Origin of the sequence: Candidatus Accumulibacter similis (genome assembly GCA_013347225.1) — a bacterium.
Lineage (GTDB): Bacteria > Pseudomonadota > Gammaproteobacteria > Burkholderiales > Rhodocyclaceae > Accumulibacter > Accumulibacter similis.
Genome location: CP054595.1, coordinates 4,111,627 through 4,136,360, shown reverse-complemented (window position 1 = coordinate 4,136,360; position 24,734 = coordinate 4,111,627). Strand labels below are relative to the sequence as shown.

15 protein-coding genes are annotated in these 24,734 nt (G+C 64.2%); 5 read left to right on the top strand and 10 right to left on the bottom strand.

Translation table 11 applies throughout. The features are described 5' to 3' along the window. Positions 1-38: 38 nt before the first annotated feature. The 6 genes from HT579_18195 to HT579_18170 all read right to left on the bottom strand — a co-directional run bounded on the left by HT579_18195 (position 39) and on the right by HT579_18170 (position 15,327). Positions 39-3,575 (bottom strand): DEAD/DEAH box helicase family protein, encoded by a 3,537-nt coding sequence (locus HT579_18195; protein QKS30679.1) that lies wholly within the window; start codon positions 3,573-3,575, stop codon positions 39-41. Positions 3,576-3,629: 54 nt separating this feature from the next. After that, the gene (locus HT579_18190; GenBank protein ID QKS30678.1) at positions 3,630-6,908 is read right to left on the bottom strand and encodes an ATP-binding protein; all 3,279 of its coding nucleotides are present in this window, start codon (positions 6,906-6,908) and stop codon (positions 3,630-3,632) included. Positions 6,909-6,949: 41 nt separating this feature from the next. Next, positions 6,950-10,186: a DUF1156 domain-containing protein gene (locus tag HT579_18185; protein ID QKS30677.1), complete on the bottom strand. Its 3,237-nt coding sequence runs from the start codon at positions 10,184-10,186 to the stop codon at positions 6,950-6,952. Next, on the bottom strand, positions 10,183-10,839 hold the full coding sequence (locus HT579_18180) for a hypothetical protein (GenBank protein ID QKS30676.1): 657 nt from the start codon (positions 10,837-10,839) through the stop codon (positions 10,183-10,185). The genes HT579_18185 and HT579_18180 overlap by 4 nt, the downstream gene beginning before the upstream one ends. Positions 10,840-10,843: 4 nt before the next feature. Beyond that, on the bottom strand, positions 10,844-11,662 hold the full coding sequence (locus HT579_18175) for an MBL fold metallo-hydrolase (protein ID QKS30675.1): 819 nt from the start codon (positions 11,660-11,662) through the stop codon (positions 10,844-10,846). 89 nt (positions 11,663-11,751) lie between these two features. Further along, a complete protein-coding gene (locus HT579_18170) occupies positions 11,752-15,327 on the bottom strand; it encodes a DUF3883 domain-containing protein (protein ID QKS30674.1) in 3,576 nt (1,191 codons plus the stop codon). A gap of 226 nt (positions 15,328-15,553) precedes the next feature. Here HT579_18170 and HT579_18165 point away from each other — a divergent pair, with 226 nt between their 5' ends. The 5 genes from HT579_18165 to HT579_18145 all read left to right on the top strand — a co-directional run bounded on the left by HT579_18165 (position 15,554) and on the right by HT579_18145 (position 21,761). Continuing rightward, a complete protein-coding gene (locus HT579_18165; GenBank protein QKS30673.1) occupies positions 15,554-15,973 on the top strand; it encodes a MerR family transcriptional regulator in 420 nt (139 codons plus the stop codon). Beyond that, positions 15,970-18,324 (top strand): VWA domain-containing protein, encoded by a 2,355-nt coding sequence (locus tag HT579_18160; protein ID QKS30672.1) that lies wholly within the window; start codon positions 15,970-15,972, stop codon positions 18,322-18,324. Before HT579_18165 ends, HT579_18160 begins: the two co-directional genes overlap by 4 nt. Positions 18,325-18,416: 92 nt before the next feature. After that, entirely contained in the window at positions 18,417-19,169 is a 753-nt protein-coding gene (locus tag HT579_18155; GenBank protein ID QKS30671.1) for a hypothetical protein, read from the top strand. A 6-nt stretch (positions 19,170-19,175) separates the two neighbouring features. Further along, entirely contained in the window at positions 19,176-19,964 is a 789-nt protein-coding gene (locus tag HT579_18150) for a hypothetical protein (GenBank protein ID QKS30670.1), read from the top strand. Between the two features lie 930 nt (positions 19,965-20,894). Continuing rightward, positions 20,895-21,761 carry an integrase domain-containing protein gene (locus HT579_18145; protein ID QKS30669.1) on the top strand — a complete coding sequence of 289 codons (867 nt, stop codon included), beginning with the start codon at positions 20,895-20,897 and terminating at the stop codon, positions 21,759-21,761. A gap of 163 nt (positions 21,762-21,924) precedes the next feature. On the opposite strand, the gene HT579_18140 is transcribed toward HT579_18145, so the two are convergent. The 4 genes from HT579_18140 to HT579_18125 all read right to left on the bottom strand — a co-directional run bounded on the left by HT579_18140 (position 21,925) and on the right by HT579_18125 (position 24,700). Further along, positions 21,925-22,989, bottom strand: a complete 1,065-nt coding sequence (locus HT579_18140) for a DUF932 domain-containing protein (GenBank protein ID QKS30668.1) — start codon at positions 22,987-22,989, stop codon at positions 21,925-21,927. Positions 22,990-23,123: 134 nt separating this feature from the next. After that, on the bottom strand, positions 23,124-23,717 hold the full coding sequence (gene radC, locus HT579_18135) for a DNA repair protein RadC (protein ID QKS30667.1): 594 nt from the start codon (positions 23,715-23,717) through the stop codon (positions 23,124-23,126). An 88-nt stretch (positions 23,718-23,805) separates the two neighbouring features. Continuing rightward, complete coding sequence (locus tag HT579_18130) at positions 23,806-24,246, bottom strand: DUF3577 domain-containing protein (GenBank protein QKS30666.1); 441 nt, start codon at positions 24,244-24,246, stop codon at positions 23,806-23,808. Between the two features lie 118 nt (positions 24,247-24,364). Further along, on the bottom strand, positions 24,365-24,700 hold the full coding sequence (locus HT579_18125) for a hypothetical protein (GenBank protein ID QKS30665.1): 336 nt from the start codon (positions 24,698-24,700) through the stop codon (positions 24,365-24,367). Positions 24,701-24,734 lie beyond the last annotated feature (34 nt).

The window sequence follows — 24,734 nt, the reverse complement described above, 5'->3', positions numbered from 1 at the left end:
CTGTTCCCGCTGAAGGAATGATGTTCCGGGATCGCTTGTCAACCTGCCGCGGTGACTGGCTCGACCACGAGCACGCCGAAGGCAATCGGTTCAGCGACAACATCCGCACGCGCCGGCGCGTCGGCTAATTCGGCTGAGCGCCTTTCAAAATCGAGACCCGCGGTGTCGATCTGCGACTCGCGCATCCGCCGAATCCGCTCGTCGTTCGCCTGATCCCGCTGCTCCTCCAGCAGGGCAATGCGCGCTTCATGCGTTAGCCGGAGCGATGCGAGCCGTGCCGCTGACATCTGAGTGACCTGCTCGATGTGATCGGCGCGTGCCTGGCTCCACGCGGCGTAGTGCGCGGACTCCAGCTGCTTCTCCTGCTCTCGCGTATGCCCGTCGCCCTCCGCCGCGCTGGCAGTGCCGAGCAGATCCAGAAGTCGGGACGCGACGTGCGGGTCGCTACAGACCGTTTGAAACGCGAAGTCTTCCTTGAGGCCGAGCTTCCGCCACCGGTAGACCGCAAAGGGGTAACGGCCCTCCGTCACCTCATTGGTTCGCACAGCGATCACCGACCCGACTGCTCCGGTTGGACCGAAGCGCTTCGCCGCTTGTCTGACCAGTGGGTGCGTCGGCGTGATAAACGCGATGTCGCGCCGCTCGTCGGCGGTGGCCGGATCAAAGGTCAGCGTGAAGTACGGGTCGCTACTCTTAAGCCAGCGCTCCCACGCCCTTGCTGTGGCTCCACTCTGCGCGATATCTCGGAAATCCGTGAGCAGTGCTTCGCGCACCTCCCGCGCCAGCCGAAGGGTTGCGATCTTCTTGTCCCTGATGCCAGGCACTTCCCTCCCACCGGCAAGCGCTTCGAGGTAGTTCGCTACGAGATTCGCAAGCATCAACGGCGTCAGCCAGTAGCTTGATGCCTCGCGCACCATGTCCTCGAATGACCGCGACGGCACGGCGATGCCAAAGAGCTTCGACTGTTCATCCTCCAGTCGAGCTTGTTCCTGCACCGCCCTGACTTCGTTATCTGCAAGCTGCTGAAGTCTTGCGACCCGCTCCTCCGCCGTCAGCGTCAGGTTCTCCACGACGTCCCGAATCTCTCGGGTCAGTCTGCCGAGTATCTCCTCGCTGCCACCTAGCGCTTCCCGGAAGACGCCGATCCGCAAAAGACAGCGTTCGTAGATGTCAGCGTCAACCGTTCCTGGCGTCACGAAGTTGTAGACCGCCACGGTTTCGCTGCGCTGTCCGTAGCGATCGATGCGGCCAATCCTCTGCTCGACCCGCATCGGATTCCACGGCAGGTCGTAGTTCACAAGGCCGTCGCAGAACTGGTAGTCGAGACCTTCACACCCGACCTCGGAGGACATCAGAAGATCGATGGCCTCGGGGTTCGCGCGCGCAAGCCCAAACCGGTTGCGCAGCACCCGGCGCTCGTCCTCCGCGATGTCACCGTGGATCAGTCCAATCCTGATGCCTTCCACCGCTAGGCTGTCGAGCAGGTAGGCCAAGGTGTGCCGGAAAGTGCTGAACAACAAGAGCTTGTTGTTGGGCAGTTTCTGCTTGTCGCGAACGACTTGTCGTAGCGCTTCAAGCTTCGGGTCGACACGTGAGAGATTGCGCGAGCGCTTAATCAATGCCTCGATCTCAACACGGAAGTCCGCCAGCTCATCTCCAATCTGATCCGGCGTGGTTTCGTCGCCTGCCTCACTGAGCTCGAGCGCCGACAGGTGCCTCGACAAGATCGCCTCGAGCATCGGAGCCAGTCCGAAGATGCAGCTCGCCGCTTGCCGGCGGATAGTTGTCAGCAGGAACTGCAGGTTCGCATTGCCATGCCGGCGCTCCATGATCCGAGCGATCAACGCAAGCAGATCGTCATGCAAAGCCCGCTGCTCAACCGTGAACTCGACCGAGACTGTCTCTGGCTTACGCGTGGTAAAGCTGCCGATGTCGCGACGACGCGTGCGATTGATGTAGCTGGAGAACGTGTACGTCTCTTCGAGATTTCGAACGAACTGGAGACGTCTAGCCGCCTCGTCGCCCAATGAACCCAAGCTGTCGAAGGTCTCCTGAACCTTGGGGTTAGGCGCCAACACGGTCCTCCCCCAGGGCGTCGCGAACGCCGCCTGAAGGCAGGCGCGCGCTTCGCCCTCCCATCCTGGCTGTACCCGCCGCGCGAGTTCGATCGCACGGTTCAGATGCGGATTGGGTTCGGCCATGCGGTCGAAGTCGCGTCGTGAGGGAAGCACATCCGGCCGCAGGAGATGCAGAAGGTTGAATAGGTCGTTATCGCTGAGTTGTATCGGCGTTGCCGACATCAGAACGGCGGCCTCAGCGTTGTCACAGAAAAAACGGACGGTCCGATATGCCCATGTCTCCGTGTTGCGGATGTGATGCGCCTCGTCGACGATGACCAGGTCGAAGGTCGGGGGAGGATCGAGGTCGAGGAGCCCCCTCTGCGTCTTGTTGCCTTTCTGTCGGCCGCCTAGCAGCACTTCGTCGAACAATGAGTAAGGGACTATGGCCTTGGAGTACTGCTGCGGCCACAAACCGTCCAGATGAGTCTCTTCGATGCAATAGCGAAGGGCGTCGCCATCGAGGTGCACGAACTGTTCATCGAAGCGCTTCAGCTCCTCCAGCCACTTTCGCTCTGCGACGAGCGGTTTGGGGCATATGACGAGGACCGAGCGCACCTCCCGGCGGGCCTGCAACTCCTTCAAGATCAACCCGGCTTCAATCGTCTTGCCGACACCGACTTCATCCGCGATGAGCAAGCGCGGGCGATCGGACTGAATAAGCTTTAGGACCGGTCGAAACTGGTAGGGGACGAAGTTGATGCGGGCTGCATAGAGGGAATAGAGATTCGCAGTGCTGGGATGCAGCAGCTGACAGGCCGTCAGTGTTGCGTTCAGCTCCGGAAGCTGGACCCCGCGTGCTATAGAACGTGGCACCTCGACTGGTTCCAGTTGTGAGGCGTAGTACGTGGTGGTCGTACCGTCGTGAAAGACCACGTAGCGATCTTCAGGCGCGCCGGGTACGTGATCGACGACGGCCCCGGTGACCGCTGGCCTTGCCTTCAGTCGAACAAGGGTGCCGCGCCGCAAAGCCCCCTCGCTGTTCGACGCCTGAGGCTCTCCTGTTGGGGGCCGCCCGGCGCTGCCCAGCTTCTGCAATAGCGCGGCCTTCTCCTTGCGTATCTCGTCGAGACTGCTGGAGCTACCGCCAATAGCGGTCAGAAGCCGCTCCATGGTGTCCAGGTCCCGGTAGGTCTCGTCCGGTGGAAGACCGCTTGCGGGGGCATGGGCCCAGCGGTTGCGAATGGTCTGCGTCTCCTTCAGCCAAGTCCGCGCGATCGGCGGCAGATTGCGCAGCGGCGCAATCTCATGCCAGTTCTGGTCAAGCACGCGCATCAGGGCCGCCACATCGAGCCCGTCGAGAGTTGCGGTTCCACTCGAGCGAACGAAGCTTTGCTGCTGGAACGTGAGGCGGTCTAGTACGCGCCGTGTCCACCAATCGGTCTCGATGCGCGGAAGCGTTTCTCCCAGCAGTCGGCAGATCGCGTCACCGAACGCGTCAAGGTACCTTCGAACCATTTGCTTCCCCCTCTCTGGCGCAACGCGTGTGGCTTGTGGCTACGCACAACTTCGCTACTCGAGCCGCATCCCCTTCTTGATCCCGACCAGGATCTTGTTCATCTGTTCCACCACGTCGTCTGGCGGCGCCTTGTCGGTTCCCACCTGGATCTGAATCGAGAACTTCAGCTCGTGACCCGCGGCAGCCTTCGTCAGCTCGCCGAGCTGGTCGGCGAGGTCCTGGATCTCGTTCGGGCGCAGTTCGGCTGTGACCTGCTTTGCGCCGTAGCCCTTCTTCGGCGGCGGCTCCTTGACTTCGGTCCGAACAACCATCTTCACGCCGGCCGCGCCGCCGAAGTCGGTGGGCCAGTCACGGGAGTCGGCCGTCCGTTCGAGCACTCCCAATCGGAAGGCTTCGTCGAGCGCCTGCCGAACCGGTGCCCAGGGCAGGGGCTTGCCGCGCTTGTTCGACAGCGAGGCGTGGATCAGATGCGCGGTTGTGACCTTCTCCGTCCAAGCCGCCGGCAGATTCGCAGGCAGGAGATCGGCTGTCGACAACGGCGCTGGCGGCGGCAGCAGCTGCGCTTCGTCTGTCAGAAAGCCGGCAGGAACCTCATCACCGCAGACGCTGATCGTCCCGTTCAGCAGCCACACCCGCCCCGACTTGACGGAACCCGACACCGCAGCCTTGATCGCGTCCGTTGATGCGCCAGGGATCGACAGCGGCTCCGTGTAGCCTCCCTTGTCGATCTGCACGTAGTGCTTTCCGGAGAAGTACGCCGCGACATCGCTGAGCTTGATTGCATCCGTCTTCCACAGCTCCGGGAGAGCTCCAGGCGCAACCAAGGCGGGTTCGAGGTCAACCAACGTTGCAGCATCCGACAGCACCACTTCGAGCGACGGATCGCGCAGCGCCACGTCATCCGGCCGCGCCTTCCAGAACGTACGGACCGACTTGTCGGCCCGGGATACCTGCAGCACGAACTCGCCGGCCTCGCAACCGAGCAGCAGTGTGTCGAGGATCGCGCCCCGATTCAGCATCTTCGGCAACTTCGCGGTGGAAGCAAACGCGCCGACCAGGTCCTTCACGTAGCGTGACTTCTCGCCCGCCTGCCACAGGTCGTACGGCCCACCCGGCAGGAGCGCCTCGGCATTAACTGCGGTGCTCTCGATGCGGGCGCGCTTGTCGTTGACGATTTTGGTGAACAGCGGCTCGTTGTCGATGGCCAGGCGAAACGCCGCGACGTCGTTCGCCTCGTTCACGGTCACGACGATGCAGTAGGCCATGATCACCTGTGACGTCATCTCGCTGCGTGCCGCCTTCAGGTTGGCCTCAAGCTGTGCGAAGCGGACGGTGTCGACATCGTCGCGGCTCTTGAGCAGCTCCCGGACCTTCTCCCAGCCGAGCGCATCGCGCACCTTCTCGCGGGCGAGCTCGATGCCATCCTTGGACGGCACCGCGAGCACGACGGCGTTCCGGTTGGTGGCGCGGGGACGATCGGCCGCCGTGGTCTCGTCGATGAACCGCTTGGCCTCCGCACTCGGCTTGCCCGACTCGGACGCGGCCTTGGGGCCCAGCACCGCGTAGTGAAACTCGCCGTCGTCTTCGATATCCGAGGGCTTGGACGGCAGCATGTGGACCGCAGCGCCCATAGTGCGCGCGCCCTCGGTCAAACGCTTGGTCTGGCCGATCTCCTTCTCCAGCACCTCGTCCAGCACCGTCTCAGAGATGTGCTGCCGGGCGTCGTGGTGCATCTGCTTGAGGTTCGGCTTGGAGCCAAGCCGCCACACCTTCGGCAGGTTGCCTTCCTTCTCCGCCGTGAAGGTGTCATCCAGGTACCACGACACGTCAGCCCAGCGCGCAAGGCCTTTGCTCAGATCGATCTTGTCCGAGCCGTTGGCGCCGAGCATCACCATCAGTTCCCGCGTCTGCGCCTTCTGGCCGATCGGCTGGGAGTGCAGGAAAGTCGCGACCACGGCCTGCTCGATCTCGCGGAATTTGAGCCCAAAGCCCTCCTCCTGGATCTCGCGCGCCTTCTTGATCTCGCCTTCCAGGATCGCCTGCCAGTCCTGCCGCTTGCCCTCGTACTGCTCGGTGCGGGCGATCGTGGCCAATTCGCGCGTGGCATCGGTCAGCGCGACATCCGAAGGCGCGGACAAGAAAGCTGCTGGACCAACGTTGGGTGAAGGATCGCCCCACCTCTCCGCGTCCCGCAGGGCCATCGCGAAGGTCCGCAGTACGCCACGAGTGCGCTGGAAGCCCTCCAACTGCGTCCACTTCTCGAAGAACGCATCGGTCAGGTTCGGGTGGAACGGGAATGCCGCCAGGAAACGCTCTTCCTCGTGTGAGCGGTTCTTTTTCGTCTGGTCGTCGAGATCACAGATGCCGTTGAGCGCGCTCACCACCTGCTGCTTCCACTCGCCGCGGTTCGTGTAGCTGGCCGGAGTCAGCAGTCGCCGCCGCAGCACTTCGGCGACGTCCTGCCGTTCCACCGGCTGCACGCCAGCATCCGACACGCGCTGGAAGATCTCGTACAGCGCCTTTTCGATCTTCTTGCCGAGCTCGTCGCTCTTGGCTGGGTCAGAGGCCAGCAGCGAGGCCACCAGCGCGCAGCCCGGGACGCGCCCTGCCGCCTGGGTCAGGCACTGAAAGAAGTACTCCGCCTTGCCGAGCCAGGCCGCGTCGACGCCGACGACCTGCCGCGCCCACATCAGCACCTCGTCGAGCAGGATCAAGGTCGAGAGACCGTCCTTAGCCGGCAGCGCGAGCAGCTCTTCCAGGACGTTCGTCGCGGGCGCCGTGTCGCGCTCGCCGTCCTCTTTGCCCAGGACCTTCAACCCGGTCTTGCCGCCCAACTGCCAGGCCAATGCGCTCCACGGCATCTTGAACCGGCGCACCGTCCCGTCAGGGGCTTTGACGTCCATGCCCGTTTCGAGATCGAGCTGGTCGAAGGCCAGCGCGGCAATGCGCGCCTTGGGGGGCACGGTGCCAATGTGAGTGGTGAACTCCTCTACTGCCGGCAGCTTGGGCAGCTTGTCCGGTGCGGCGGTCAGGTGCACCAGCGTGATCAGCGCGTGCGTCTTGCCCCCGCCATAGGTCAGCTGGAGCTGCCGGACAGCCTTCTCCGACTTCCCGGCAAGCCTGAGGACCACGTCGCGCGCCAGATCGCGCAGCTTGGTCGTCGGATAGGTCAGCGCGAAGAACTCCTTCGGATCGTGGTAGACGGAGCGGTTGCGTTCCAACATCACGTCGTAGAGGTCCGCGGCGAACTCCTTCTGTGAAAGTTCGCCGCTGCGGATGTCCGGCCTCAAGTCGACCACCTTGTGCCAGGGCTTCGTGCTGATCTTGGCCATGTGCAAGTCCTTCTTCTGTATGTCGCGTCGCCGCTGCGCTCTCAAACGGGCAACGCACCTTGGGCTGCAGCGCCCAGACTGCGGACGTGATTCGAAAGGCTTTCAAGGATCGACCGCTCCTCGTCTCCATGCGGTGCAAGTTCGATCAAGGCCTGCAGCAGCTGCGCAAAGATGGGGCTCCGGCGCAGTCCACGCGAGTCGAGGTATTCGTTGACCTTGTTGACGTCGCCGCCCTTCCACAGGTGCATCAGCTTGTGCACCTGGTCGATCAGCGGCGCCGCGCGACCACCTTCGGTGTCCAGCCCCAGCATCCGATGTTTGCGATGCGACCATGCACGTAGCCGGAACGTGCCGCCCCCCCCGGTGGTCTCGACCTCCTCCGCGCCCTCCTCAGCCTCCGCATCCTCGTCTTCCTCTTCTGCGGCCGCGCCCTTGCCACGGCTGAGGATCTCGTACTGATCGGCCAACTGACCCTCCGAGAGGTTGCAGGAGACCGAGTACAGAATGCAGGCGCCTGCGGGCGCGTCCTTCAGACCGAAGTCGTTGCGGTGCAGGAGGTAGTACGTGGTCACGTCGTCGAGGCCAGCGCTGTCGGTCGCAACCGCGTCGCCCCGCGTCAGCACGCGGCCAACCACGAAGTCGACGACGATGCGGCGCACGTGGCGCAAGAACTCCGTCACCGTCATCAGCGCACCGGGTTCGGACGCCTTCTTGACTGCGGGATACTGGCTATACGCCTCAAGCGCCGGGCCAGTAGCCGCCCAAACAAAGTCTGGACCACGAATCCCTGAATCCCAAAAATCGCGAAGGCGCGCCGAGATCCGTGCCTCCATCTCCTTGATGACGGCGCTATCCCATCCTGCTCTGGCAGAGAGCTCTCGCTTGCGACAGACCAACCAGACCGAAGAGGCCAATGCCGCGGCCGACAGTGCGTTGCTGCGACTGGCACGCTCCGTTTGAATCGGCCACGACCCGTCAACGACAAAGCCGGCACGTATCAGCGCAGCAACCAATGTTTCCCATGCATTTGGCTGCTTGTTTGCAAACACAACAACAAGCCGTCCGTCTTGCGTCAGTGCGTCGTGGCAACGCGTGAACACGGCCGCCATGCCCGTCTCATATGCACGCCGCGACTGCGCACCGTCAAAACCGAATCGCGACGGCTGGTCGACAAGCTCACCAGAGGACGACGTCTTATCCCACTTCGGCCCAAGTGAGTCATGAAACGCTGTCGAATGCTCAGCAAGCACGTCCTTCACTGCACGCCTCAGCCAGACGTGATAGAAGTCCATGAGATCCGAATACGGGATCGCATCGTAGTAAGGGGGGTCCGTCAGGATGACATCTACGCTGGCAGCGCGCAGATCTGTGGCAGACGTTCGAAGGCACTGTGCATCGTGCGAGGTCCGTCCGGCTTCAAGAGCAAAGGCAACAGCCTCCGCGACCCAATCCATCGAATTCTCATAGCCCCCGGCGAGAGCAGATAGCGGGTTTATCTCTGTAAAGTCCCACACCATCGGGAGCGCAAATCTTCCGAACGTATGTCGGATACTGGTGGTGTTGCAGTTCCAGGAACAAATGGTGGTTGAGTTCGTCAGTAACTTGTCAAAGGATGCGAATAGGTACGCGATGAGGGCCTCGTGCCAGCCACCCAGTGAGTTTGCTTGGCGTATTGCATTCCAGGCGTCGTTGCGAGTCTTTCGGAGCACGGTTGAAAGCGCTAGCAGCTGCCGAGACGAGAAGATGGCCCCCCAGTTGTCGAAGCCGTAGCGAGTCAGGCCAGACGCCCCGCGCGTGTTCGGCGAGGGGCGATCTGGCGAAATTGGTTCGTTTGGAGCGCCGTAAGGGATCTGCTCAAACGCATCGGTTAAGGCGTCTCCAGGCGGCTGGCTTGCGGTCAATTCGTCTTGGGTTGGAGTTCGGAACTCCTTCCCGCCTGGCGAATCGACCACGACCGCGGTCAACACCTCGGATAGGCGGCCTGCACGACCCTCCAGCTGTATGTCCTCCATGGTCATGATCGCGGAACAACACGGACAGGTGGCACCCGATCGAGTCATGGTCCCGGAACCAAGTCGCTTGTCATGCTCGCGCCGCTGGGCGGCATTGCCGCCCTGGACTTTCGCTTCAGGATCGATACCGAACACCACGCCCGTGCGTTCGGCGTTCGGTTCCATCGTCAGCACGACCCGCTTGTTGTCCTTCTTAGCGAGCCAGCGGGTCTTCAATAACGGCACCGTGGCACGGCAGGCTTTGCACTTGACGGTACGGGCCCACAGGTAGGCGACTGTCGGCTTGGCCACCCAGCGCGGGTTCTTGTCATTGTCGAGGTACGTCTTCTTGTCGAAGCCGGCATTCAGCAGGTCGATCTGTGGCTCCCCTGCCTCATTGGTCGGCACCAACTTGAGCTGCTCTTCGGCTTCGCGAGCGAGCGGCACGCGCCGGTAGGGGTCAAGCGAGCAGAACTCGGCGTACGTTGGATAGAACCGTGCGAGTTCACGACGCGCCTCCCGCAGCACCCACCGTCCCCAGGCCCGAACATGCCAGGCGAGATCGGCCTCCAAGAGCGAGGGATCGAGCTGCAAATGCTCGAACATCTCTCCCTGGGTCTCCTTGGATGCGTGCCTGGCCAGCAGGTCGAGCTGCGTCCGGATGGCCGCAGGCTTGAGCCCCAGGGCCTTCAGGTAGGCCTCCATGAACTCGCGGTCAGCAAGCGCGAAGTCGGGCAAGCGCCGCTTCTGCCCGGCGAGCTTTTGGGGGTACTCCAGCGTGCACTTCAGGATGAACCACGCCACGGGGTTGATGTCGACCGCCGTCACGTCGCAGCCCAGGCGCATCGCCTCCAGCGGGATCGCGCCGCCACCGGCGAATGGATCCAGCACCTTCGGCGCACGCCCACCGTAAGCCTTGCGGATCTCCGCGCGGAACCAGTCCAAGTCCGGTCCGGACTCGCGCCCCCAGTGCAGGATGCCGCCCTGCGTTTCCTCGGAGACCACGTCTTCGACCTTGCCGGAGGGCAGCTTCTTTCGCTTGACCGACTGGACGACCGTGCCGCCGAGCCGCCTGAGCATCTCGTCGCGTTTCTCCTTGTCCCCCGGGTCGGGAAGAAGAGTCGCGATCAGTGCTGCGCGGGACGCCGCCAGCGGCCGCCGCGCGGGCCAGATGTGCAGCGTAGAGATGTGCCCGTGCCGAACGTTCTTCTCGTGGACGGAATCGATCGACGCCTGCTTCAGCGGGAAGGCGACTTCGATCAGCCGCTTGCCGTTCGGACCACTCATACTTTCTTCTCCGATGGTTGTTCTCTGGTCGGCAGCTGAAGGAACTGCACGAACAGCTCGCGCGCCTGGTGCTTTCCGAAGCGGTGCATGCGTGCGAGCGCAAGGCCGATTGCCACGCCCAAGCCGCCCACTACAGCCCAGTCGGCGGGCGTCGCGATCAATGCCATGACAAGCACCACGGCAAGGGCGGCGACTAGGCCCCGATTCAGGCCGTAGTTGCCATTGAGGGTCTGGATACGTGACCCACGGCCGGCCGCGTCGACGGCGGCGCTTATCTGGCGGGTGATCGAATACCACTGCTCGCGGCTCGTTGCTCGCAGGTCAACGTCTGGAAGCTTCAGTTGCTCGGCGATGGCCTTGGGCAGCACGGCTGCCTGCGACTCGGCCAAGAGGCACGTGGGGTTCTTGCGCACCCAGTCGGTAGGCATGCCCCCCCAAGCCTTCCACCAGAGCCATTCCGCGAGGTTGCCGACCGCCTGGACCAGGTGGCCCGCGACATAGGCAAGCACCACCAGCAGGCCGAAGCCACCGATGCTGAAATCCTTCACCGCAGACACCGGCATGAGACCCGGTACCAACATCAGCACGCCAGCCAGGGCGGCCGCTCCTGGTACGAGGATGCCGGTGAACTCGTAGAAGTCGAACTGGCGCATGCGCTTACCTGCGGCTGATCCAGACGAACCCCATCCCGGGGCCGTGCTGCGAGAGGCGAATGGCGCCGTTGTTTCGCGTCGTCAGGACGTAGCGCGTCTCACTGTCGAAGAAACGGACCCCTGCGGCATGCTGTCGGTACAAGGCGGCGGTCTTCTGGGTTTCATGTGCGACGCCCTTGTCGGAGAAGATCACGATCTCTGGCGTGCAGTATTCGAACACCTCCGGGCAGTAGCCACCCTCCCGACCGTGGTGTGACGCGACGAACACGTTGACGCCGCGGAGCGCAGCACGGAAATCGACGCGCGCCAGCAGTCGATACCAACCGGCACGCTCGAGGTCCCCCGGAAAGATGACACCCAGGTTGTGGTAGCGGAGGATCGTTACCAGGCTGAGGTTGTTTTCGTCGTCGAGCGCGGGGTAGGTGTTCCAGAAGTGCGCGATCTGCAGTGCACCGTAGTCCTGCGGGCCGACGACCGGCGCCGTGTAATGGTTGCCGGCCATGTAGGCGAGCGTGCCGATGCCGCGGCCGACCCCGTTCTCCGCCTTCAGCGCGTACAGATCGGCTGGACGGACCGAGGGATTGCGGACGAGCACCGGCACGTGCACGTTGCGCAGAAGGTCCGGCAGGTCGCTTACATGGTCCTCGTCATAGTTGGACACGACGAGGCTGTCGACTCGCGTGATCCCACGGGCAGGCAACGAACTCGACGGCCGCCAGTCAGTGCTGGAGTTGTGACCGCAGTCGAACAGCAATCGCTTGCCGTTGTCCGTGGTGACCAGGGCGCACGCCCCGTGCTCGACGTCAAAAATCTCGATCTCCATCCGTCACCCCAACCTGGCACAAGCACACCGCAAAGCACCAGCGCTGCGACAAGCGACTCGTGCGCAGCCGTTGGCCACTCGTTTCGCCGTCACGCCACCACCTCCGCCACTTCTCGGATCGCCGCCGCGGATAGAACAACCGAACCTTTGGCGCGTGCAAGGAGCCGACCGAAGGGGTCCTGCACACGGAACAACCTCGGGGACGACGAACCGCAGTTCATGACGACGTACAACCAATACCTGCCGCGGAGATTGATCGCTTTCGCCCATTCGTTCTCTGTCAGCTCGACATCGCCGGTTTCGACGCGTCCTTTCACCTCGATGGCTCGCTCGTGGTCGGAGCGCCTGGAGAAGACGTCGAATCCTGGGTAGTCGGTCAATCCCGCAAGCCGAGCCTTCTCGGGGGTGGATACATCGCGCGCGTCGGCGCCTGCTGCCGCCTCGAATGCCATGGAGATCTCCATGGCGATGCGCTCGACCTCGAAGTCGCGGGCCTTGACGTCCTCCGGGTTGGTCGACGGCTGCACGAGGGCGGTGGCAATCAGTTCGACCTGGCCTGGCTGGATCAGCTCGGCCTCGCGCCGGGCCTGCGCAATCGCGACATCGCGGCGCTCGTACAGCCCGCGCTGCTGCTGCTTAATGCGTTCGAGCTCGGCCAGGGCACGCTTATCGCCTTCCCGGGCACGTTCGGTGAAGCGCTTGCGTGCCGACGCCAGCTCGGATTCCTGGTAGTCGTAGGCGCGCCGCAGGTACTCCTCCGTGTAGCGCAGCCGGTCCATCGCTTGCAGGCGACGCACATCGCTCATTCGATGGAGCAAGGTGCCCGAGACGAACTCCTCAGCGGCGAGCCGGTAGGTGTTGCCTTGGGCAACGAAGCCGACGCTGGCCGCGTCCACCTTGGCGGCCGGTCGCAGGAGCAGCATCTGCTCAACGGAGGTCTCCTCGATGCGGTTGTCCGCGAACTGCTTGACGGCAACCAGGCACTGCTCAAGCACCTCTTCCTGGTGCAGGGCCGGAAACGCCTCGTCCACTCGCCGCACGACGCTCACGCGCATGACGTGAAGCAGATATGGCGCCGAAGCGGAGACATCGACAAAGACGGCGCCGCGCCGGCCAGCCAGGCCGCAGCGTTCCACCGCAAGGGCGGACATGCGCTCGAAGACCGGTTCACCCGGATGCAGAAACACCGCATCGCGGCTGTCGGCGGGGCGATACACGGTAAGTCGCGCGCGGGCAGGCTCGGGGTAGGTCTCCAGCAGTGGAATGACGCTGTCGAGCGCGCCCTTCCTCCGAGCACGAAGGAAGAAGGTGCTGTCGAGGTCGCCAACGAGATCGACGTCGATGGTCGGCGCGGCGTGCTCCAGGTAGCGGCGGACGTAACCGGGCAGCAGGCGGCGCATCTCCTCGATGTGCATCGCCTCCTGCAGCTTGGGCAGGTCCTTCGCCACCTCGCCGCCACGGCCGAATATCGCTTCCTCGCGCGCCGCGATCGCCCGGATCTGCTCCACCGTCAAGTGCCCGGCCAGATCGAGCGCTTCGCGATCGGCCGCGTCCTCGGAAACGATCGCACGCTGGATGTAGTCGTTGAGGGAAAGGCCCTCGAAGATGCGCCCGATGACGTCGAACACCTTGTCGGATCCCAGTTCCTTGCGGATCTCCTCCATCTTGTTGAGCAGGGTCTGCACGACACGACCTTCACGGGTCTTGCCAGCAACGAGGTTGAGGATCGCGACCCGATCCTTCTTCTGGCCGTAACGGTGGATCCGGCCCATGCGTTGCTCAAGACGCGCCGGGTTCCATGGCACGTCGTAGTTGACGAGCACCCAGCAGAACTGAAGGTTGATGCCCTCGGCCGCGGCATCGGTGCCGACGAAGAAACGGGCGCCTGATCCGTCAGGTCCGGCCTTGGCACCGTGCGGGCGGCGAAACAGCTCCACCTGTGCGTCGCGTGCCTCGAAATCCAGACCACCGTGGATGTATGCCACCTGCCCGGCGTACCCCATCGCTTCGAGCCGTCGCATCAGGAAGTCCAGCGTGTCGCGGTGCTCGGTATAGATGATCACCTTCTCCTGCTCGAACTCCGGGCTGCGCAGAAGCTCGCGCAACTTCTCGAACTTGCTTTCGAGGCCGCGCGCGTAGACAGCCTCCGCGAGACCAACAAGTTCCCTGACCTTCTCACGCTCGGCGACCAGCTCGGCCAGATTGGTGGCGACGAACGCGGCAAGTGCCTGTGCCTCGTCCTTCTCGTGCTCTTCGATGCCGCCCTCGGCGCCCTCCTCGTCGGCGGTTTTCTCGTCCAGCGTGTCGCGGACCTGGCGATCGAGCCGCCGCTGCTGCTCCCGCAACTGCTCCTCCGGAATGCGACCGGACTGGATGTCGTCAATGAGCGTTTCGAGTTTCTCCAGGCGGTTCCGCAGCGAGCGCAACAGCGCCCAGGTGCTGCTGGCAAGGCGGCGCTGGAAGATGGTCATCGCGAAGCGCGCCGCGGAGCGGTTGAGCAGCCGAGCCTGGTTGTAGAAGTGACGGATGTAGGCCGTGGTCTTGTCGTACAGCTCCTGCTCACTCAGCGGCCCCTGGCTCAGCTCGTAACTGTGCGTGTCGCACACGCGCAGCGGGTACAGCGGTGCGCCGCGCAGATTCACCATTTCTTCCTTGACCCGCCGGGCGAAGTACTTCTTGCGGTCATCTGCTGGAAACGAACCGAACGCCGTCTCGGTCGAGAAGATCTCCGGCTCGAGCAGTCTCCACAGGCAGTAGTACGGGAACGGCTTGCCCATGTGAGGCGTCGCGGTCAGAAGCAGGAGGTGATGAGCGCTCCACCCGAGGCGCCACTCGTCTGGGATATCGCGCACCCCAGCCAGCGCCTCGGCAAGCCGATAGCGGTCGGTTGGCCTGAAGGTGCCGTCGGGATCGCGGTTGGCGCTGAGCTTGTGCGCCTCGTCGAACACGACAAGCTCATACGGGGTCACGGACGGGTCGCTCAGACATCCGAACAAGGCCTGACCCCGGAGGCTGTCGACGCTGACGATCACGAGGTCGCTGTCCGCGCCCGTGAAGGGGTTGCCTTTCCGCGCGTCGCTGCCGGTGACGATACGGAAAGACAGTTGGAACAATGTCCGCATCTCGCGGTACCAGTTGCCCACCAGCCCGGCCGGAACGACGACCAGGACGCGGCGCAGCGTGCGTCGTGACAGGCTCTCGCGGATGTAGAGCCCCGTCATGATCGTCTTGCCGGCGCCGGCATCGTCGAACAGGCCGAACCGCAGACGCGGCTGAGGCAGCATCCGCTCGTACACGGCGATCCGCTGGTGTGGCAGCGGATCCACTTGGCTGATCTCGGTTGCGAAGGCCGGGTTGAACAGATGGCCGTAGCTGAGCCGCTCGCCCTCGACGAGCGTCCGCACTTGATTCGGGTCGCCGAGGAAGTCCAGCTTCTGGGCTTCTAGTTCTGCCGCGTCCACGGCAGCCGAGGGGGACGGCGCGGACGCCGACGGAGACTCCGCGCCCTCCAGTGCGCGCAACCGGCCCACCGCAAGCGCAGACGGACGGCTGCGCCCCAGTTCCCAGCGGGAAAGGGTCACGAAGTTGACCCCGAGCTGCGCGGCCATGGCCGCCTGGGTCAGCCCAAGCCTCTCTCGCAGCCTTCTGATCTCGGTCGCTTCCATCCAGCGATGTCCCTAACAAACTAAACAGCCGTTGCGTTCAATTCTGTACGCCACGCATCTTACATTTGTGATCGTGTGCTGTCAATGATAGTACTAGTCGCCTGCATAGTTTCGCGCTTGACCTGGCACATGATCGCCTGTCCCAACCCCGAACACCATCGGCGAGCCGCATCTCAGCAAGTCAAATCTTGTTTTTATGCCAGTTTCACTGTATTGTATCACTGTCATGCAAGACCAGAAGACCTTCACCCTCGACGAGATCGCCGCGCTGGCCGAGTTGCCACGCCGCACGGTCCGGTACTACATCCAGTCCGGACTGATCGATCGCCCGCAGGGCGTCGGCAAGGGCGCCTACTACACGCAGCGCCACGTCGAGCAGCTTCTCCTGGTGCGGAAGTGGCAGCTGGCGGGGTTGTCTCTGGAACGGATCGGCGAGTTGCTCAAGCAGCAGGCCACCGGCCCCCTGCCCCCGACGCCACGGCGCGCCGGGACGGTCGAGGTCTGGAGCCACCTGGTCGTCGCCGACGGCGTCGAGCTCACCCTGGAGCCCGGCCGCGCCGGCCTGACACCGGAGCAGGTGCGGGCCTTCTTTCGCGCGGTGACGCAGGCGTACGCGCAGATTCATGAAAGCGAGGAAAAGGAATGAACAAGCTGGCATCGGCCCTGACCGGCCTGGGGGGCGAACGCGTCGCCCTGTGCGACGTCTCGGTCTCTGCAGTCCTGCAGGATCTGCTTGCGGAGGTCGCGGTCTCGCAGACCTACCGCAACGACGAGCGCGTGAACATCGAGGCGGTCTACACGTTCCCTCTGCCCCTCGATGCGGTGCTTCTCGAGCTTGAGGTCGAAATCGGCGGGCGCCTGCTGAAAGGCGTCGTCGTCGAGAAGAAGGCGGCGGAGGGGAAGTACGAGGACGCGGTCGAAGCCGGGGATGCGGCCGTGATGCTGGAAGCGATCGAGCCGGGCCTCTTCACGATGAACGTCGGCAATCTGCTCCCGCAGGAGACGGCGAAGATCACCTTCCGCTACGCCATCCTCTATCGATGGGCAGGCGATCGGCTGCGGTTCTTCCTGCCGACCACGATCGCGCCGCGCTTCGGCGAATCGCCCCACCTGCCCCACCAGGCGCCGAAACCGTCACTCACGGTCGAGAACCAGTTCTCGCTGCGCGTCGAGGTACGCGGTGCGCTGCGCGACGCCCAATTCGTCTGCCCATCGCACGCCATCGAGCTCGTGAAGTCGCCGGAGGGCGTCGTGCTCTCGCTGAGCCAGCCCAATGCGGTCATGGACCGCGACTTCGTCTTGAACGTGAAGGCTCCGCAGGCGACGCGCAGCTTCGTCCTCTGCGGCCAGGACGGCGTCGGGCTGGCTGCCGTCGCGAGCTTCCAGCCGTTCTTTCCAGGACTGCAGCAGCCGCGGCCGTTGAACCTCGCCATCGTCATCGATTGCTCCGGCTCCATGCAGGGAGACTCGATGGAGCAGGCGAAGCAGGCGCTCGAAGGCATCCTCGATGGGCTGCAGCCGCACGATCGAATCGCGCTGATCGCGTTCGGCAACTCGACCAACGTGTTGTCCGATCGGCCGCTTCCATGCAACAAGACCAACCTCGCCAAGGCCAAGCGGTTTGCCAAGGCGCTCGACGCGAACATGGGCGGCACCGAGATCGGCAACGCTCTGCGCGAGGCCTATGCGGTGGCCGGCCGCTCGGAATCGGCCGACGTCTTTCTGATGACGGACGGCGAAGTCTCCGATTGGGAGACCGTCGTCGACGATGCGAAGAAGTCGGGCCACCGGATCTTCACGGTGGGCGTCGGCAGTGCAGTCTCGGAGGCTTTCGTTCGCGAACTCGCGGCAGTCACCGGTGGCGTGTGCGAGCTCGTCTCGCCCCGCGAGGGCATGGCGGACCGCGTCGTCCGTCACTTCGAACGTATGCGCGCGCCGCGGGCGAAGCGGGTGGCAGTTCGCTGGCCCGATGGCGCCGCGAACATCACTCCGGCCCGGATCGGCGCGGTCTTCGAGGGTGACACGGTCGTCGCCTGTGCACGCTTCGATCGCGCGCCGGCGCAAGGCGCCGCGATCCTAGAAGTCGAGACGGACAAGGGCGAGACTGTCCGACAGGAGTTGGCGTTTCCAGCGACAACACCTACCCCGGACGGCTTGTCTACGGTGGCTCGCGTGGCGGCTGCCGCCCGCTTGAAGGAACTGGATGATGGCGTGGGCTTGGAAACGGCGCTCCGTTACCGGCTCGTGAGCCCTTGGACCAACTGGCTGGTCATTGCACCCAGGACCGACGAAGAAAAGGCCCAGGACCTTCCGGCCCTGCGCAAGGTCCCGCAGACGTTGGCGGCGGGCTGGGGTGGCGTGGGCAGCGTGGCGATGTCCCTCAGCATGGATGCGTTGGCGGCCCCGCGTGCGATGTATTCGCGCAGCGTCGATTTCGCGGCCATGGAGGACTTCGACCTCTCCGAAATCGAGACGCCGCGGCGTTCACTGCCTCTCGACCTGCCAGAGCCCTATCGCCGACTGCTCGAACTTGTCGATGCGAATGCTTCCCGGCTCGACGTTGCAGGCGCGCTCGATCTACTGACGGAATCCGGCCTTGCAGCCGAGTTCGACGACCTCTTCCGGCACACGGCCGACCTCGGCCTCAGTGTCGACGTCGTTGCCGCGATCGTCCTTGCCCGCCTCCTGGGCGGTCCTCTCGGCGAGCCTCTTTCCGGCGACGCGCAAGTGGCGTTGGCATCTCTGCAGGAGCGGGCCCGGGAAGCTACGGACGCGCTTCAGCAGATGGGACGTCACGGCGTCGCCCTGGCTCGCCTGACGCAGGAGCCGGCTGCACGCGAGGTACTTCGGCGGCGTTCCGACGGCGAAGACCTGGAGCGCTTCGCGCGGATGCGAGAACTGCTCGACCATCTCGACGAAGCAGTGCGCAGGTCGGGAGAGCGCTTGCAGCACGAACGAGCCCGTCATGCACACCGCGAGGGAGGCGCGATCGCGTAGCACGCCGGTCGGGAAGGCTTGAGACCGCACCGGTGAATTGGCCCATTCGCTTCACTACCCAGAATCGCGCTCTCCTACTGAAATCCAATCAGATGAAGCTGCAATGGCAAATCGAAGACAAGGACGTTGTTCGCGTGAAGGAGCTCGTCGCCGGTCAGGCGGGTAATGCACTGATCCGTGCACGCCAAGAGCACAACTTGGCAAAGACGAAGCCGGCCGTCACCAAGGAGCGCTTCTGGCGGGCCATGGTCTCCATGCGGCTAACCACCCGGCAGAAGTCTGGACCCGAGAGCCACGTGGCACGGTTCATCCGCTTGAATTCGTTTCCCCTTACGTACCCGACCGTCCACCAGGCACGCGATGCCGGCGTCCTGATCGCGAAGGTCCTCAGGAAAGCGGGAGGAATCCGGTTCGCCGACAAGATCGCGAGCGAGCTCGCCCAGAACCTGGAGATTCTCGAAGATGGCTTGTGGACCGACACGCTCGCCCAGTGCAATCGGCTGACGCAGTTGGTGTCAAGAGATGTCGAAATCGAGGTGGCGCGGCACATTCAGGATCACTTCCTCGGCTTCGGACCGAAGCAGTCCCGCAACCTGCTGCAGTCCTTGGGACTGACCCGCTACGAGATCCCGATCGACAGTCGCCTGACCGACTGGCTGAACGAGTTCGGGTTCCCAGTGCGCCTGACGGCTACAGCGCTGGGGGACGACAACTACTACCGTTTCATCTCGGATGGCATTCAAGCTCTCTGCGAGCGCAGCGGTGTACTGCCCTGTATCTTCGACGCGGCGGTGTTCGCGTCGCGAGATTCCGTGGCGTGGACCGATGACAACGTAATCTTCTGAACGCCCGTGCGCATCACCAAGAACGGCCAACTCATTCAGTCCGTCGAAGATTGGTTTCGATACGCGCCGCCGAAGGGCGGTGCCGACCAATGGCGTGACGGCCGCAGTGCGAAGGAGTTCGCCCGGGCGTGGGTCGAGTCCGGTTCTGTTTCAGTGCCAGATGAACTTGTGGCATTGCTCTCATCACACCCGGATACGCAGTCCGCAGTGCTGGAGAATGGTGAGCCCGAGGCGCGACTTGCATTCGATAGGCGCGTCGGCGAAGTACGCAATGCGGACTTGGCAGTACGGGCGGTTGCAGGCAGTGCGCCACTCGCCCTGACCATCGAAGCGAAGGCCGATGAGCCATTCGATCAACTGGTTGCTGACACCCTCGCAGATGCGCTCGATCGCATTCTCGAGCGTGGCCGCGGCGGTGGCGTTGACCGGGTGCGTGATCTCGCGACCTCTCTACTGAATCCTCCCGCGCGAGGGTTACCTCCGCTTCGTTTGCTGCGATACCAGCTATTGACGGCAGTCGCCGGCAGTCTTGCATGGGCGCGACAGCTTGAGGCGCCGCGTGCGGTACTCGTCATTCACGAGTTTCAGACGAGCCAAACTTCTACTCGCGAGCTCCAGAGGAATGCTCAGGACCTCGACCTCTTCGTCACGAGGCTCACGGCTGGCACACTGCGCGGGCTTGCCGTCGGGTCGCTCGTGGGTCCCATCCGCGTGCCGGGCGATCCGCTGTTCGACAAACCTGCCGATTTGTACCTTGGCAAGATCGTCAGGCGCGTTTCGCCACCCGGTCCTTAGCCGCGTCCCACAACGCTCGGAAGGGAGAGGCTTATCCACGGCCGCGCGATCGGCGCCTCACACGCAAGACTCGCGCGGCGGTGGGTAAGTCGCCTGCACGGACCGAGGGCTGTCCCGGCCGTCCGCAGTGCTGACGATGTTGTCGAATGCTTGGACGACGTATGCCTGCCGCAGTCGACCACTGCGGTTGCGCTCCGGAAGGCGTTGGCGCAGGATCGTTGCCGCTTACGCTGGCTGAGTCAGCCCGGTTGATGCCCGACACCGCATCGCCCCTGCCCGCATCCGTGGGCGCATACGCCGGCCTCATCTCCTGAAACCCGGCGGCCAAAAGGCTTGGAGATACGCGTCAGGCTTCGGAGACGAAGCGTCTGCCCTGCCCCAATCGAGCATGCGGGACCGTAGCGGCATCAGCCGAGACGCCACTGCTGCAATCACGCCCGCACTCTGCCCCAGCCCCCTGCGCCAACCGCGTCGTCACTACGCGGTGCCAGCCAGTAGTGACGACGCGCACGCTGCCCCAGCGCACGAGCGTTTTGCCGGGGCTGTCGCAAGTGATGACCCCACGTGACGGGCTCCCTGGCGCGTCAAAACCTCGGACCGTGCAACGCGGTCTGCACCCGCCCGCTCCCCGCGGGCCATGTCAGCCATGGCGCCAACCGGCGCACCCAGGGCCTTGGGGCAATGGCTCACCCGATGGATCACCTTCCCGCAGGAAGCGCCATCGACGCCAATGCCGCGTGCCGCGGCGGCCAGCAGTAACTCGGCACGAAACGGGAGTGGTGTCCCGTGTCCCTCGTGGTTCCCGCAACGCCCAGGCGTTCGGGACGGACAGAAACACTGACCTGACCGATCACACACCAGCGACAACGAAGCATCTCGCCCCAGGGGCAACCGACAGGAACGAGGACGGCAACCGACAGCAGCAATCGAATGCGTAACCTGAACTACGAGCTGAAGCAGCTGTGCCGGCGCAACCGCGACGGCAGCTTCGCGACCCAGCGCGACCGCGAGCGCGTGCTGGACCTGGTGGCAAGTCAGCTTCACGAACTGGGCTATCGACACATGGCTGCAGCAAGCCTCAAGCCCAAGCACGTCGAGGGCTTGGTGGAGCGATGGCAGGCGGAAGGCCTCGCCGTGGGCACGATCAAGAACCGGATGGCGGAGCTGCGATGGTGGGCCGAGAAGATCGGCAAACAGAACGTCATCGCCCGCGAGAACGACCACTACGGCATCGGCAACCGGCAGTACGTCACCAATGTCAGCAAGGCGCGGCAACTGACCGGCGGCGATCTCGCCAGGATCACGGATCCTTACACGGCGATGTCGCTGCGGCTGCAGACGGCCTTCGGCCTGCGGCGCGGCGAGTCGATCAAGATCCGTCCCGAGTGGGCCGACCGTGGCGACCGGCTGGCGCTCAAGGACACCTGGACCAAGGGTGGGCGGCCGCGCGAGATCCCGATCCGCAACGCGGAGCAGCGCCAGGTCCTCGACGAGGCCAAGGCGCTGGCCGGCAGGGGGAGCCTCATCCCGGCCGAGCGAAGCTACGTCGAGCAGATGCGCCGCTTCGAGTATCAGTGCGCGGCGGCCGGCGCGCACCGCATCCACGGCCATCGCCACCAGTACGCGCAGACCCGCTACCGCGAGCTGACCGGATGGCCGGCGCCGGCGGCCGGCGGGCCGCGGTCGAGAGACCTCACACCCTCGCAGCGCGAGGCCGACCGCGAAGCGCGACTCACGATCAGCGAAGAGCTGGGGCACGAGCGCGAGCAGATCACGGCGGTCTATCTCGGCAGATGAGTTTCTCGTTCGCTCGACCGACCGACAGCCGGGGCAGCCGTCAGCACTGCTGACAGACGAAAAAATGCCCGGGCAACCGTGAGGCTGCGCCGGGCGAGGGGGGAGGACTTCAATCAGGGGCAGGAGTCCCGAAGCACCGCCGGTAGCGGTGCTTCGGGGGTTCTCAGGCGGCGTGGGCCAATTCCTTCCAGTCGCCAGGGGCCAGCTCGATGAGCTTGCCGCCCAGCGCCTCAAACTCGGTGGCACGGTCGTAGTCCTCGACGTCCTGCGAGAAGTGCGTGACGGCGTTGACCAGCCCATAGGCACTGAGATCGCCTTCGACGATCAGGTGCCGCAGCACGCCGGCCCGCTCGGTGTCGTTGAGCGTGTAGCGGTTGGCCAGCACCTCGACGGACTTCACCGGGTCGCCGGTCAGACGGATGTCGCGCGTCTTCTGCAGCTTCTGTGCGACCTGGCGGAACGTGGCTTCGGACACCGCAGCCTCGACCACATCCCGCACCTTCAGGAAGAAGGCCCGGTCGTCTGCGGCCAGGGTGTCGTCCCTGAACACATTGACCGACTCCGCTTCCGTGGTCAGCGAGCGCCCGACGTGCGTCTTTCGCAGCGCATGGTCCGATGCGATCAGACCGTTCTTGCACACCAGCCGGTAGATCAGCGGCTGCACCGAAAGCGTGCCGCAGCCGACTTCCGAGTTGGTGATGACGATGCCGGCCTGCACGATGTCGCCGGGGGCGACCTCGAACTCGACGCGAGGCGTGATGACCTTCAGGTACATCTTCGTCTCGGTCAGTTCGACCGATTCGAAGCGGGCACCCTCCAGCCGCTGCAGGATCGGCAGGACGTTCTCCGCAAGATCGAAGTTGTCCAGTCGGCGATAGCGGTCCGACAGCACCGCCCTCACCTGCCCGTCCAGCGTGCGGATCATCCGGCGGTCGCCGTCCGATTGCAGCCAGGTGTTGACGTTGCGATCGAGCAGTTGCGGCTGCTCGGTACGCATGCGCTCGAAGTAGGCGAACGGGATCTTGAGCTTGTCGGCGAGCTGCCGACGCGCCAGACCCGTGACGCCGTATTCGCCGTCTCCCTGGCAGGAGTCGACGATCAGCTTGAGGCTGCCATCCTCATCGGTACGGCACTGCAGGAAGGACGAAGGCACGACCAGGTCGCGCTTGGAGGAGATCTGGCGCTCGAGTTCACGGGCCAGATCGACGAGAGAACGTCCGCTCTTCATGGTGAGACTCCAGAGAAGTTGCAGGAACGGCCCCCCGCCATGCGGGGATGCACATCCCCGCTGGGGTGAAGAACCAGACCGGGAAGTCCCGATCCGGATGGGATGCGCGACGGGCGTCGCGCAGGGTTCACGGGCTACAACAGGCCGCGTTCGGCGAACGACGTGGCGTTGCTGCCTGCGATCACGATGTGGTCGAGCACGCGGATGTCGACCAGGGCCAGTGCGGAACGCAGCGACTGGGTCAGGAACTCGTCGGCCCGGCTGGGCTCGGCGACGCCTGATGGGTGGTTGTGCGCCAGGATCACTGCCGCAGCGTTCAGCGACAGCGCCCGCTTGACCACTTCACGCGGGTACACGCTGGTCTGCGTGAGCGTCCCTCGAAACATTTCCTCGGGCGCGATGACCCGGTTCTGTGCATCGAGAAACAGCACCATGAAGACTTCGTGGTCGCGCTGGGCCAGCATGATCCGCAAGTAGTCCCGCACCGCGGCCGGTGAGGCCAGCATGTCCCGCTCGCGCATCGTCTCGGCAAGGGCACGACGGACCAGTTCCCTGGCCGCCATCAGCTTCGCTCCGACGGAGGACGACGGGACTTGCTGCGCTACGTCTGCGTTCAGCAGCCGCGACAGGCTGCCGCTCGCGTCTTTCAACAGGTTCGCTGCCGTTCGGGGCCCGACAAGTGTGCTGAGCAGGGCCGCGTCCGACATCGACTCGATCGGTCGACACATGGAGTTCTCCTTCGTATGACGAATGGGGAACTCCTCCCCCAGGGAGCGAGCTCCCCGGGGGATGGATTGAGACTGACGGTGCCGGCGGTCAGAACGGAACGCTCTCGTGTTCCTCCGCGCGCGCCGGTTGCGGCACATCGATGGGTTCGCCGTTGACCTTGGCGAACTTGATGCGCAGCAGTCGACCCTTGATGCTGACGCCCGGCTGTCCTTTCCTGTCGCCCTTCTCGAAGGTGAACATTTCGGGATAGATGTCGGCGATCCGGAAGCCGATGATCACGGACTTGTCGGCCGCGACATCGTTTTCCAGGCGCTTGACGATCGCCTGAGCGTCAGCACCGCTGACACGGCAGTCGAACTTCGTGTAGCTGACGTCACTGTCGCTGCCGCGGAGGGCAGCCACGGTGCAGGCCAGGAACTCCTGGCCCTTCTTCGGCTTCACGGTGCGAACACGATTGAGATAGCCGACGCCTTCGACGTGCAGGTTGAAGTACGACGGCTGGCTGCTGGCTTGGGATGACTCGGACATGATGGCCTCCTATGACATGGAAAACATGAAAATGGGGAGACCATCCCAGTACGGGGATGGGACTCCCCGGCTGGGTAGAAGCACTGACGAAATCTCCGGACCTTGCGGCCACCGGTTCTCAGGAGATCTGACCGGTTTCGGGCGATGCGTAACGGGCATCAACCGGGCTGACACAGCCAGCGAGAGACTCGGAGTGACGCGCAGCGATTGCCGGCGCACGCGAGTGATCGATGCGGCATGCTGATCCCGGGTCCGATCGGAATGCAACTGCAATGCGGACACTGTCGAGCGGCTCGCCGCCGCGATTGCCAGCCAGCGTGATCTCGACGAATGCGCCATCCGTCCCGGCGGTGCAGAGGCGCGTGGCAGCGACGCGATAGCCGCGGAATGACAGCTGCGCGGCACCGTGTAACGTGGCGTCGGCGAGTGCCTCGCGCGCAAGCACGCGAAGCATCGCCCACTCCTGCGCACTGGGGTGCCGTGCCGGC